Source organism: Citrobacter sp. Cb028, assembly GCF_030336705.1.
In the GTDB taxonomy this organism is placed as follows: Bacteria; Pseudomonadota; Gammaproteobacteria; order Enterobacterales; family Enterobacteriaceae; genus Citrobacter; species Citrobacter braakii.
Genome location: NZ_JAOWCZ010000034.1, coordinates 720,517 through 733,423 on the forward strand (window position 1 = coordinate 720,517; position 12,907 = coordinate 733,423).

The 12,907-nt window shown below is 54.0% G+C and carries 9 protein-coding genes; 3 read left to right on the top strand and 6 right to left on the bottom strand.

Annotated elements, in window-relative coordinates:
- Positions 1–861: a pirin family protein gene (locus OGV75_RS13030; protein ID WP_286480753.1), complete on the bottom strand. Its 861-nt coding sequence runs from the start codon at positions 859–861 to the stop codon at positions 1–3.
- 108 nt (positions 862–969) lie between these two features.
- Here OGV75_RS13030 and OGV75_RS13035 point away from each other — a divergent pair, with 108 nt between their 5' ends.
- Complete coding sequence (locus tag OGV75_RS13035; protein WP_016156103.1) at positions 970–1,881, top strand: LysR family transcriptional regulator; 912 nt, start codon at positions 970–972, stop codon at positions 1,879–1,881.
- Between the two features lie 79 nt (positions 1,882–1,960).
- Here the strand turns inward: OGV75_RS13035 and infA are convergent, their stop codons facing one another.
- The 5 genes from infA to trxB all read right to left on the bottom strand — a co-directional run bounded on the left by infA (position 1,961) and on the right by trxB (position 7,785).
- Positions 1,961–2,179 carry a translation initiation factor IF-1 gene (infA, locus tag OGV75_RS13040; protein ID WP_002211347.1) on the bottom strand — a complete coding sequence of 73 codons (219 nt, stop codon included), beginning with the start codon at positions 2,177–2,179 and terminating at the stop codon, positions 1,961–1,963.
- Between the two features lie 285 nt (positions 2,180–2,464).
- Positions 2,465–3,169 carry a leucyl/phenylalanyl-tRNA--protein transferase gene (gene aat, locus OGV75_RS13050; RefSeq protein WP_016152424.1) on the bottom strand — a complete coding sequence of 235 codons (705 nt, stop codon included), beginning with the start codon at positions 3,167–3,169 and terminating at the stop codon, positions 2,465–2,467.
- A gap of 44 nt (positions 3,170–3,213) precedes the next feature.
- Positions 3,214–4,935 (bottom strand): heme ABC transporter ATP-binding protein/permease CydC, encoded by a 1,722-nt coding sequence (gene cydC / locus OGV75_RS13055; protein ID WP_286480754.1) that lies wholly within the window; start codon positions 4,933–4,935, stop codon positions 3,214–3,216.
- Positions 4,936–6,702, bottom strand: a complete 1,767-nt coding sequence (cydD, locus tag OGV75_RS13060) for a heme ABC transporter permease/ATP-binding protein CydD (RefSeq protein ID WP_286480755.1) — start codon at positions 6,700–6,702, stop codon at positions 4,936–4,938.
- Between the two features lie 114 nt (positions 6,703–6,816).
- Complete coding sequence (gene trxB / locus OGV75_RS13065) at positions 6,817–7,785, bottom strand: thioredoxin-disulfide reductase (protein WP_047359391.1); 969 nt, start codon at positions 7,783–7,785, stop codon at positions 6,817–6,819.
- 547 nt (positions 7,786–8,332) lie between these two features.
- Between trxB and lrp the strand changes: the two genes are divergently transcribed.
- Together lrp and ftsK are read left to right on the top strand one after the other, a co-directional pair.
- Entirely contained in the window at positions 8,333–8,827 is a 495-nt protein-coding gene (gene lrp, locus OGV75_RS13070; protein ID WP_002439523.1) for a leucine-responsive transcriptional regulator Lrp, read from the top strand.
- A 134-nt stretch (positions 8,828–8,961) separates the two neighbouring features.
- On the top strand, positions 8,962–12,867 hold the full coding sequence (ftsK, locus tag OGV75_RS13075) for a DNA translocase FtsK (protein ID WP_286480757.1): 3,906 nt from the start codon (positions 8,962–8,964) through the stop codon (positions 12,865–12,867).
- Positions 12,868–12,907: the final 40 nt, after the last annotated feature.

The following is a 12,907-nucleotide window of genomic DNA, read 5'->3' on the forward strand; positions in this document are numbered from 1 at the left end:
TCAGATTTGGCCAAAGCGGCCGGAGTTAAAATCGCGGACGGCTTCAGCGATTTCTTGTTTCGTATTCATCACAAACGGACCGTAACCTACAATCGGCTCGTTCAACGGTTCGCCAGACAGCAGCAGCACGCTGGCGTCGCTGGTGGCTTCAATGTGTAGCGTTTTCCCCTGCTGGCTTAGCACTACCAGTTGTGCTTCGCTGGCAGGCGTGGTGCCGTTTACGGTGATATTCCCTTTTAATACCACCAGAGCGGTGCTCCACCCTTCAGACTGGGACAACGTCAGCGGATGATTACGTTGCAGGCGCATATCCCAGACGTTCAGCGGTGAAAAGGTGTGTGCCGGGCCTTTCGTATCCTGATAGCTACCCGCGATCACGCGAACGCTGCCTGCATCATCGGGCAAGGCGACGGTGGGAATAACATCGCTGCTGATGCCCTGATAACCCGGTACGGCCATTTTGTCTTTTGCCGGCAGATTGACCCACAGTTGCACCATTTCCAGTTCACCGCCCTGACGGGTAAATTCCGGGGAGTGGAACTCTTCGTGTAATATTCCTGCACCAGCGGTCATCCACTGCACATCGCCAGGGCCGATAATGCCGCCGCGACCGGTTGAATCACGGTGTTCAACTTCGCCGCTGTAAACGATAGTCACCGTCTCAAAACCGCGGTGAGGGTGTTCACCTACGCCGCGTTTTTCGTTACCCGGCGTGAACGTATGCGGACCCGCGTAATCAAGCAGCAGGAACGGGCTTAATTGCTTAGCATGAGACTGGTAAGAGAACATCGAGCGAACCGGAAATCCATCGCCAACCCAGTGTGGGCGAGGTGCGGTGTAGACGCCTGTTACTTGTTTCATATGTGTCTCCTCAGTGGCGTTGTTTTGATGTGAATAAGCTTATATTCATGACAGCGAGCTGAGTAGTAGCTAAAATAGCTCTCACTGTCTCAAAAATAGGACAATGAAATGGCAAGGCCGGATCTCAATGATTTTGCATGGTTTGTGCATGTTGTAGAGGAAGGGGGATTCGCGGCGGCGGGTCGGGCGCTTGATGAACCAAAATCAAAACTGAGCCGACGAATAGCGCAACTCGAAGAGAGGCTGGGGGTACGACTGATTCAGCGAACCACCCGGCAATTTAACGTGACTGAAGTCGGGCAAACCTTTTACGAACACTGTAAGGCGATGCTGGTGGAGGCGCAGGCGGCGCAGGATGCCATTGCAGCGTTACAGGTTGAACCGCGTGGCGTTGTGAAGTTGACTTGTCCTGTCACATTGCTGCATGTGCATATCGGGCCAATGCTTGCCCGTTTTATGGCACGTTATCCTGACGTATCAGTACAACTGGAGGCCACTAACCGTCGTGTTGACGTCGTTGGAGAAGGTCTGGATGTGGCGATTCGCGTCAGACCTCGGCCATTTGAGGATAGCGACCTGGTGATGCGCGTCCTGGCGGACAGAGGACATCGCTTGTATGCCAGCCCGCAGTTAATTGAGCAGATGGGGGCGCTACACTCTCCGGCAGAGCTGACCCGTTGGCCAGGTTTGAGTCTGGCCTCTGGTAAACATGTGCATCGTTGGGAGTTATTCGGCCCGCAGGGCGCGCGGGCGGAGGTGCATTTCACGCCGCGTATGATCACCACCGATATGCTGGCGTTACGCGAAGCCGCAGTCGCCGGCGTAGGTGTTGTTCAACTTCCACAGTTGATGGTAAAAGATCAATTAGCTGCGGGTGAGTTGGTGGCGTTGCTCGACGGTTGGGAACCTAAGCGAGAAATTATTCACGCAGTCTTTCCATCACGCAGGGGATTATTACCGTCAGTGCGCGCATTAGTGGATTTCTTAACGGAAGAATATGCGCGGATGATTGAGGATTAAATACCAGGCTTCAGCCCACAAAAAAGGCCGGTTAAACCGACCTTTTATTATCTGGACGCCATTCGGGCGTTAAAAACAATCAGCGACTACGGAAGACAATGCGGCCTTTGCTCAGGTCGTACGGGGTCAGCTCAACAGTCACTTTGTCGCCCGTCAGGATGCGGATATAGTTTTTACGCATTTTACCGGAGATGTGTGCAGTAACCACGTGACCGTTTTCTAACTCTACGCGGAACATGGTATTAGGTAACGTATCGAGAACGGTACCCTGCATTTCAATATTGTCTTCTTTGGCCATCTAATCCTCTGGGGTATCACTACCGTAATTTGAACCGGCAAGATAATGCCGAAGTTCTTTTAATAAGTAAAGATTTGTGCGTTTAAAACACAGCAAATCGGGTTTGGCGCATTACTCTATCCACACACGGCAAAGCCGCACTTAAAGCGCAACGTGTAAGGGAACGAGGAGATAAACGATAGGCGTTGCCTGACGCGAACTGTTCCTTAACGGCGGCGGGGTAATGGGCTAAACCAACTCTGCGCGACAATTATAACACCCCGACAAAAAATGTGCCGAAAACATTCACTCCTGAGGTGAAAATAACGTCCTGGGAATCCAGAAATGGCTCGGTAGCCGCTGCTGGCGCAGTCTGCTCAGGTGCTCAAGGTACTCCCGACGCGGTGTTTCGACGGCGCCCAGCGAGGCTGTGTGGCTATTTAATACCTGGCAGTCGATTAATTTTCCGCCCTGACGGATAAATTCAGCGCAAAAAACAAGCAGTGCGGTTTTCGACGCATTTTCCTGACGGCTGAACATCGATTCGCCACAAAACAGCGTACCTTGCGCCACGCCATACATACCGCCCACTAATTCATTTTGTCGCCACACCTCAATTGAGTGGGCATGCCCCAGTTCGTGCAGGCGATGGTAAGCATCCACCACATCATGCGTTATCCAGGTGCCTTCTTCCCGGTCATTCGCGCAGCCTTCAATCACCTGACCAAACGCGTAATTGAGCGTCACGCGATAAGGCGAATTTTTATGAAAGCGTTTCATGCTGCGGCTGAGGTGAAATTTCTCGGGCCAAAGAATGGCGCGCGGATCGGGCGACCACCAAAGGATGGGGTCGCCAGGTGAAAACCATGGGAAAATACCGCGCTGATAGGCCATCAGCAGGCGGGCAGGGCTGAGATCGCCGCCAAGCGCCAACAAACCGTTAGGCTCGCGTAAAGCGCCTTCCGGTGACGGGAAGGCTATGGAATGGCGGGACAGTTGCACCAGGCGCATGACAGCGAAACTCCACTACGCGAGTTTGATCGTTCAATAATAGCTTACAGACGTTGCTTAAACTGGTAATAACGCCCCTGCCTGGCTAACAGATCTGCGTGATTACCTTGCTCAATAATTTGTCCGTTGTCCATTACTATTATTTGATCAAAACGTGACAGGCCACGCAGACGATGTGTAACCATTAATACGGTTTTGTTGCGCATGACATCGCTAATTAATTCAAGCATTTGACTTTCCGTTGTGGCATCCAACCCTTCGGTAGGTTCATCCAGCAGCATCAGCGGAGCATCGTGCAATAAGGCGCGGGCGATAGCCAGACGACGGAGCTCGCCGCCAGAAAGCTGACGACCGCCTTCGCCAAGCCAGGCGTTGAGTCCATCATCCTCAAGCAGTTTGTCCAGACCGACGCAGCACAACATCGCGGCTAATGCGTCATCGCCGGCGTGCGGTGCCGCCAGCAACAGGTTATCGCGAAGCGTAGCGCTGAACAGATGCACGCGCTGTGGCACGACGCTGATACTCTGGCGCAGCGTGGCTTCACTAAGGGTCGCAATCGGCTGTTCGTTAATCAGGATCTCGCCACTCTGCGGATCCCATGCGCGGGTTAGCAATTGCAATAACGTTGACTTACCACAGCCGGTGCGACCGAGAATCGCAATGTGTTCACCGGGGTTGGCTTGCAGGGAAAGTGTATCGAGCGCCTTTTGCGCCTGTCCTGGATAGCTGAATGACACATCGCGTAGCGTAAGGGTTACCTGCTCTGAAACCGAGGAACCCGTATCCGGGAAGGTCACTTCTGGCTGCTGTTCGGTCAGTTCGGTGATGCGCAGCGCAGAGGCAATAACCTGGCCGAGATGCTGAAACGCGCCGGTGACAGGCGCTAACGCTTCGAACGCGGCTAGTGCACAGAAGACAAACAGCGCGATCAGTGCGCCTGGCTGGGTGTTACCGCCCACGCCGCCTGAGGCCATCCATAGCATCATAATCACTGCCAGCGCGCCGACTAACAGCATGACCGCCTGCGACAACGCCGTTAATTCAGACTGGCGTCTCTGGGCTTCGTGCCACTGCAGCTCGGTGGCTTCCATTTGAGCGCGGTAGCGTTCACTGGCGCCAAAAATGGTCAATTCAGCCTGGCCCTGTAGCCAGGAGGTTAACTGCTGACGATATTGCCCACGCAGATGCGTCAGACTTTGTCCGGTGCTTTTGCCTGCCTGATAAAAGAGTGGGGGCAGAATAAATAAGGTCAGCAGCATAATACCGCCGAGGGTGATAGCCAGCGTGAAATCGAGAACGCTTAGCCCCAGCGTGACCACCATGATGACGACAAAAGCCCCCACCAGCGGGGAGATCACGCGCAAGTACAGATGATCGAGCGTGTCGACATCAGCCACCACGCGGTTAAGTAATTCACCCTGTCCATAACGGGACAGGCCCGCAGGAGAGAGCGGCAGTAGTTTGCTGAAGGTATAAATACGCAAATGCTGCAGCACACGGAACGTTGCGTCATGGCTGACCAGTCGTTCGAAATAACGCCCCGCGGTGCGGGTGATCGCTGCGCCGCGTACGCCTGCGGCAGGGAGCATATAGTTAAAGCTGTAAATCCCGGTGACGCCAACCACCGCAGAAGCCGACAGGAACCAACCTGAAAGCGTCAGTAAGCCAATACTTGCCAGCAGCGTGACGATCGCCAGAACGATCCCCAGCGTTAACATCCATTTGTGACGTTTATACAGCGTCAGATAAGGTAGCAAAGCGCGCATTTAGATGTCCTCCTGACGATGAGCCAGTAATGTCGCAAAAGCCCCGTTGGCTGAGCTAAGTTCGGTCCAGGTACCTTGTTCAACGATCTGTCCGTCCTGCATCACCCAGATAGCGTCCCAGTCAGCAAGATCTTCCAACTGGTGCGTCACCATCAGCGTGGTCTGGCGGCGAGATGCCGCGTTCAACGCCTGCATCACGAGTTGTTCGCTGTGCGCATCAAGGCTGGCGGCGGGTTCGTCCAGCAGCAGTAACTGACAGGGATTGAGTAAGGCGCGAGCAACGGCAACGCGCTGCGCTTGCCCGACGGAAAGTCGGGCCGCCTGATCGCCGACTGGCGTATCCACGCCCTGCGGCAGCAGCGGTAAAAACTCGCTGACCCAGGCGCTATCAAGTGCGGCTTGTAGCTGTTCTTCGCTGGCATCGGGGCGAGCCAGCAGAACGTTTTCGCGTAACGTGGCGGCAGGAAGCTGCGGATTTTGCCCAACCCATGACAGCTGTTTACTCCAGGAATCAGGTGACAGGTCGCGAAGTTCAAAGCCGTTAATGCGCAGCGATCCCCGATAAGAGAGGAAACCGGACAGGACATTAAGCAGCGAACTTTTACCGGAACCGCTGCGCCCAACCAGCACCGCACGTTGACCGGCTGCCAGGGTAAAGTTGAGCGGGCCGGCCAGCACTTTACCTTCCGGCGAAGTGATAATCAGATCGTGTGCCTCAAGTGAAACGGCGTCTTTCGTCGCCAGCTCAATGTCGCCACGCTCTGGATGAGCCAGCGGGGTTTCCATGAAGGTTTTCAGACTATCAGCTGCACCAACGGCTTGCGCTTTGGCGTGATAAAACGTGCCCAGATCGCGCAGGGGCTGGAAAAACTCCGGTGCCAGAATGAGCGCGAGGAAGCCTGCCGCCAGCGTGACGCCCGTCCCGTAGTGGCCGAAATCGAGTTCTCCGAGGTAGGAAAAACCGAAGTAAACCGCCACCAGCGCAATAGACAGAGAGGTAAAGAACTCAAGGACACCAGATGACAGGAAGGCCAGGCGCAGGACTTCCATGGTGCGCTGGCGGAAATCTTGCGACGCAGCGCGGATGCTTTCCGTTTCGGCTTCACCGCGACCAAATATTCTTAGCGTTTCCATACCCCGCAGACGATCGAGGAAATGACCGCTGAGGCGGGCAAGAGCCTGAAAATTGCGGCGGTTAGCATCGGCAGCGCCCATTCCGACCATTGCCATAAATAACGGGATCAGCGGGGCTGTTCCGAGCAGAATAAGAGCGGCTACCCAGTTTGACGGGAATACCGCCGCCACAATCAATAATGGGACGCATACGGCCAGCGCCATTTGCGGCAGATAACGTGCATAGTAATCATGCATATCGTCAATCTGTTCCAGGATCAGCGTGGCCCAGCTCCCGGCCGGTTTGCCCTGTATCCAGGCCGGACCAGCCTGTTGCAGACGGTCAAGCACCTGGCGGCGAATTTCAAAGCGAATATGTTGCCCTGCGTGAAACCCGACCCGTTCGCGTAACCAGACGACCCATGCCCGCAGGATGAAAATCAATACCAGCACGATGAACGGAAGCAGTAGCGCCTCTCGGGGAATGTTGGCCATGATCATATGGTCCAGAATGCGGGCCATGAGCCAGGCCTGAGCGACGATTAACAGACCACTCACGAACCCCAACAGGCGTGAAATGTTCAGCCATCGTTGGGAAATTACACTTTGCTGTTTTAACCAGCGGGTCAGCTCTTTTTGACGGGTTTTATTCATTGCACGCTTAGCAGGTGAGTTATTGGAATTTTTGGGCAGGGCAATGTTACAACGAGGCAAAAATAAAGGCGACTTATAGTCGCCTTTTTTACTTTTGTTACTGATTTGTAAAACTTATTTGCAAGCGTCCGCCAGACCGTCGAGATAACGTTCTGCATCAAGCGCGGCCATACAGCCCGTGCCCGCAGAGGTGATCGCCTGGCGATAAATATGATCCATCACGTCACCGGCTGCGAAGACCCCCGGAATGCTGGTTTGTGTGGCATTACCGTGAATACCGGACTGAACTTTGATGTAGCCGTTTTCCAGTTCAAGCTGACCGTCGAAAATGGCGGTATTCGGGCTGTGACCGATAGCGACAAACAATCCGGCAACGTCAAGTGACTCCACATTGTCAGTGTTTTGCGTATCGCGCAGGCGCAGCCCGGTTACGCCCATTTGATCGCCGGTTACTTCTTCCAGCGTGCGGTGGGTGTGCAACACGATGTTGCCGTTTTCAACTTTATCCATTAAACGCTTGATGAGAATTTTCTCTGCGCGGAAACTGTCGCGACGGTGAATCAAATGCACTTCAGATGCGATATTCGCCAGATACAGTGCTTCTTCAACCGCAGTATTGCCACCGCCAATCACCGCAACTTTTTGATTACGGTAGAAGAAACCGTCGCAGGTCGCGCAGGCGGAAACGCCGCGGCCTTTGAATGCTTCTTCTGAAGGCAGGCCCAGGTAACGTGCTGAAGCGCCGGTAGCGATGATCAGTGCGTCACAGGTGTACTCTCCGCTATCGCCGGTCAGACGGAAAGGGCGGTTTTGCAGATCAACTTTGCTGATGTGATCAAAAATGATTTCTGTATCAAATTTGGTCGCATGTTCGTGCATACGCTCCATCAGCAGCGGGCCAGTGAGATCGTGCGGATCGCCAGGCCAGTTTTCCACTTCTGTTGTTGTGGTCAGTTGACCACCTTTTTCCATACCGGTAATCAGTACCGGTTGCAGGTTAGCGCGTGCAGCGTAGACCGCAGCGGTATATCCCGCAGGGCCTGAGCCCAGAATAAGAAGTTTACTGTGTTTGGTTACGCCCATGAGATCCCCATAGTTGTTGGCAGGCAATGAGCAGGATTGTAGGGAATTTACAGGCGTAAAAAAAGAGTATGGCGATTTTGTTAACAATTTGTGTAATAGCAGAAACCGATGAGCGGGGGAATAAGTCGTAATACTATAACGATTTCTACTAAAAATCGGTCAGTTATAAGGTGATAAAATGACGATTTTCCATCGCTGCGAATGAATAACTGGCATGTTGTACTAAAAATTGATGTTTTGCTTTGACAATCACCTGCTGTTTTGCGAAAACAGTCAAGGAAGAAAAAAAATGTGTCATGTATGTGCTGCATAATCATGCATGTAGTTACCATGTTTACCGTGTTAGCGAAATCTACGCATGGTGTGGACAGATGCCATTCGTGATGTCGATAGCCGCCGACAGGCAACGGTCTTCTCACCATAAGCCCAGGCATTACAAACCGAAAATCCCTCTGGGTTGCGGTTTATTTTGATGGGTAGCGACTCTGAACAGTGATGTTGGTAGAGTCAGGCAGGAGTAGGGAAGGAATACAGAGAGACAATAATAATGGTAGATAGTAAGAAGCGCCCTGGCAAAGATCTCGACCGTATCGATCGTAACATTCTTAATGAGCTGCAAAAGGATGGGCGTATTTCTAACGTCGAGCTTTCTAAACGTGTGGGACTTTCACCAACGCCCTGCCTTGAGCGTGTGCGTCGGTTGGAAAGACAGGGTTTTATTCAGGGCTATACAGCGCTGTTAAACCCGCATTATCTGGATGCATCACTTCTGGTTTTTGTTGAGATTACTCTGAATCGTGGCGCCCCGGATGTGTTTGAGCAATTTAACTCTGCAGTACAAAAACTTGAAGAAATTCAAGAGTGTCATTTGGTTTCCGGTGATTTCGACTATTTGTTGAAAACACGCGTACCGGATATGTCGGCGTACCGTAAGCTGTTGGGGGAAACCCTGCTGCGTCTGCCTGGCGTGAATGACACACGTACTTATGTCGTAATGGAAGAAGTCAAACAGAGCAATCGTCTGGTAATTAAGACGCGCTAACACGGAACAGGTGCAAAATCGACGCAGTTTGATTACACTCCTGTTAATCCATACAGCAACAGTGCCGGGGCAACCCGGTGCTGTTGTCCGTTTTAGCATCGGGCAGGAAAAGCCTGAAACCTGGAGAGCCGTTTTTGAGCCAGGAATACACTGAAGACAAAGACGTCACATTGACGAAGTTAAGCAGCGGGCGCCGACTCCTGGAAGCGCTACTGATCCTTATTGCCCTTTTTGCCGTCTGGTTGATGGCTGCCTTACTCAGCTTTAACCCTTCGGATCCCAGTTGGTCGCAAACCGCGTGGCACGAACCTATCCATAATCTGGGGGGAATACCCGGAGCATGGCTGGCAGACACACTGTTCTTTATTTTTGGCGTCATGGCCTACACCATTCCCGTCATCATTGTCGGCGGCTGCTGGTTTGCATGGCGACACCAGGCCAGCGACGAATACGTCGATTATTTTGCCGTTTCGCTGCGTATTATTGGCGTTCTGGCGCTGATCCTTACCTCTTGCGGGCTTGCCGCAATCAATGCCGATGACATCTGGTATTTCGCCTCTGGCGGCGTGATCGGCAGCCTGCTCAGCACCACGTTGCAACCATTACTGCACAGTAGCGGCGGTACGCTGACGCTATTGTGCATTTGGGCTGCGGGATTAACGTTGTTTACCGGCTGGTCATGGGTGAGCATTGCGGAAAAACTGGGCGGCTGGTTACTCAATATCCTGACGTTTGCCAGCAACCGTACCCGTCGCGACGATACCTGGGTCGATGACGAAGAATATGAAGATGAAGATGAGTCTTTCGACACCGCTGATGGCAAACCTGATGAATCGCGTCGGGCGCGTATTCTGCGCGGTGCGTTAGCACGCCGTAAGCGTCTGGCGGAGAAATTTACCAACCCGCTTGGCCGTCATACTGATGCCGCGCTATTTTCCGGCAAACGCATGGATGATGAAGACGAAATTGAATACAGCGCTCGTGGCGTTGTTGCCGATCCTAACGATGTGCTGTTCTCCGGTAATCGTGCGACGCTGCCTGAATATGACGAACTTGACCCACTGCTGAATGGTCATTCGGTGACAGAGCCAGTTGCCGCCGCAGCTGCAGCGACAACGGCAGCTCAGGCCTGGAGCGCACCGGTTGATCCGCTGCTGCAAACATCGCCAGTGACCAATACCGTTATGGAGCAACCGGCCCCAGCCGTAGCCTGGCAAGCCGTGCCTGGTCCGCAAACCGGTGATGCGGTGATTGCGCCAGCGCCTGAGGGTTATCCTCAGCCAGCCCACTACGCTCAGCCACCGGTGCAGCAGCAGTATGAACCATGGCAGCAGGCGGTAGTGGAGGAGAGTCCGCAGCCGCAGGGATTTACCGCGGAGCACAACTGGCAGCCGGAACCTGCATATCAGCCGGAGCCCGTGCAGCAACCTGTTTATCAGCCGGAATCAACCTTTCAACAAAACGCTGCGCTCCAGCAGCCTGCGGTTGAACAACCGCCTGTAGTGGAACCTGAGCCGGTAGTTGAAGAGGTTAAACCGACTCGTCCGCCACTCTACTATTTTGAAGAAGTTGAAGAGAAACGTGCACGTGAGCGCGAGCAACTGGCCGCCTGGTATCAGCCGATTCCAGAGCCTGCTCAAGAGCCTGAACGTGTTAAGCCGTCTATGCCGACGGCAGCATCCATACCGCCCGTTGAGTCAGTTGCTGCCGCTGCCCCGCTGGCCGCTGGGGTGAAAAACGCCGCTTTAGGGGCGGGTGCGGCTGCCGCAGCTCCTGTCTTTAGTCTTGCGGGTAGCGGTGCACCGCGTCCACAGGTGAAAGAGGGGATTGGTCCGCAGTTACCGCGTCCGAATCGTGTGCGCGTGCCTACTCGTCGGGAGCTGGCGTCGTATGGCATAAAACTGCCGTCACAACGTATGGCTGAAGAGAAAGCGCGGGAAGAGCATCTTGATACAGATGCGTACAGTGACGAAGAAATTGACGCAATGCAGCAAGTTGAGCTGGCGCGTCAGTTCGCCCAGTCGCAGCAGCACCGCTATGGCGAGGAGTATCAGGATGATGCCAGTCAGACTGATGATGATTCAGCTGCAGAAGCAGAACTGGCTCGCCAGTTTGCCTCTTCCCAGCAGCAGCGCTATTCCGGTGAACAGCCTGCCGGAGCGAATCCGTTCTCGCTTGATGACTTTGAATTTTCGCCAATGAAAACGCTGGTGGATGATGGTCCACATGAGCCGCTATTTACTCCAGGCGTAATGCCGGAGCCTGCGCCGCAGTACCAGCAGCCTGTCGCACCGCAGCAGCATTACCAGCAGCCAGCGCAGCCAGTCGCACCGCAGCAGCATTACCAGCAGCCAGCGCAGCCTGTCGCACCACAACAGCATTACCAGCAACCGGCGCAGCCTGTCGCACCACAGCAGCATTATCAGCAGCCAGCGCAGCCAGTCGCACCGCAGCAGCATTATCAGCAGCCGGCGCAGCCTGTTACAGCGCCGCCGCAGGATAGCCTGATCCATCCGCTCCTGATGCGTAATGGCGACAGTCGTCCGGCGCACCGTCCAAATACGCCGCTGCCATCGTTGGATCTGCTCACGCCGCCGCCGAGTGAGGTTGAGCCGATAGATACTTTCGCTCTGGAGCAAATGGCTCGTCTGGTGGAGGCTCGTCTGGCGGACTTCCGCATTAAAGCCGATGTGGTGAACTACTCACCTGGTCCGGTTATTACCCGCTTTGAGCTTAATCTTGCTCCTGGAGTTAAAGCGGCGCGTATTTCCAACCTGTCGCGAGATCTGGCGCGTTCATTGTCGACCGCAGCGGTACGCGTGGTCGAGGTAATTCCGGGCAAACCGTATGTCGGGCTGGAGTTACCCAACAAAAAACGTCAAACCGTTTATCTGCGCGAAGTGTTGGATAACGCCAAATTCCGTGATAACTCATCTCCGCTGACCGTGGTACTGGGTAAAGATATTGCGGGCGAACCGGTGGTTGCCGATCTGGCGAAAATGCCGCACCTGCTGGTGGCAGGGACAACCGGTTCCGGTAAGTCGGTTGGGGTGAACGCCATGATCCTCAGCATGTTATACAAGGCGCAGCCGGAAGACGTTCGCTTTATCATGATTGACCCGAAAATGCTGGAACTGTCGGTTTATGAAGGCATTCCGCATTTGCTGACTGAAGTTGTGACCGACATGAAAGATGCCGCCAACGCCCTGCGCTGGAGCGTCAATGAAATGGAACGTCGCTACAAGCTGATGTCGGCGCTTGGCGTGCGTAACCTTGCCGGTTATAACGAAAAAATTGCTGAAGCCGCCCGTATGGGACGTCCGATTCCGGACCCGTACTGGAAGCCGGGCGACAGTATGGATGTTCAGCATCCGGTGCTGGAAAAACTGCCGTATATCGTTGTACTGGTGGATGAATTCGCCGACCTGATGATGACCGTGGGTAAAAAGGTGGAAGAACTGATTGCTCGTCTGGCGCAAAAAGCGCGTGCGGCGGGGATTCACCTGGTGCTGGCGACCCAGCGACCGTCGGTTGACGTTATTACTGGTCTGATTAAAGCGAACATCCCAACGCGTATCGCCTTTACCGTGTCCAGTAAAATTGACTCGCGTACCATCCTTGACCAGGGCGGCGCGGAATCGCTGTTGGGTATGGGTGACATGCTTTATTCCGCACCAAACTCAACGATCCCAGTGCGTGTACACGGCGCCTTTGTTCGTGATGAAGAAGTTCACGCTGTGGTTCAGGACTGGAAAGCGCGCGGTCGTCCACAATACGTTGACGGCATTACGTCTGACAGCGAAAGCGAAGGCGGCGGTGGCGGCTTTGATGGTGGCGAAGAGTTAGATCCGCTGTTCGATCAGGCGGTAAACTTTGTTACCCAGAAACGCAAAGCCTCAATCTCCGGCGTCCAGCGTCAGTTCCGTATCGGTTACAACCGAGCGGCGCGCATCATCGAACAGATGGAAGCGCAGGGAATTGTCAGCGAGCAAGGGCATAATGGTAATCGTGAAGTGCTGGCTCCGCCGCCCTTCGAATGATTGCAAAGTTAAGTAATTCAGTATTTTCTACTTTCCTCAT

Excerpts from the sequence above, each read along its gene's own strand:
- OGV75_RS13030 (WP_286480753.1), bottom strand. The coding sequence starts at position 861 with ATGAAACAAGTAACAGGCGTCTACACCGCACCTCGCCCACACTGGGTT.
- OGV75_RS13035 (WP_016156103.1), top strand. The coding sequence starts at position 970 with ATGGCAAGGCCGGATCTCAATGATTTTGCATGGTTTGTGCATGTTGTA.
- infA (WP_002211347.1), bottom strand. The coding sequence starts at position 2,179 with ATGGCCAAAGAAGACAATATTGAAATGCAGGGTACCGTTCTCGATACG.
- aat (WP_016152424.1), bottom strand. The coding sequence starts at position 3,169 with ATGCGCCTGGTGCAACTGTCCCGCCATTCCATAGCCTTCCCGTCACCG.
- cydC (WP_286480754.1), bottom strand. The coding sequence starts at position 4,935 with ATGCGCGCTTTGCTACCTTATCTGACGCTGTATAAACGTCACAAATGG.
- cydD (WP_286480755.1), bottom strand. The coding sequence starts at position 6,702 with ATGAATAAAACCCGTCAAAAAGAGCTGACCCGCTGGTTAAAACAGCAA.
- trxB (WP_047359391.1), bottom strand. The coding sequence starts at position 7,785 with ATGGGCGTAACCAAACACAGTAAACTTCTTATTCTGGGCTCAGGCCCT.
- lrp (WP_002439523.1), top strand. The coding sequence starts at position 8,333 with ATGGTAGATAGTAAGAAGCGCCCTGGCAAAGATCTCGACCGTATCGAT.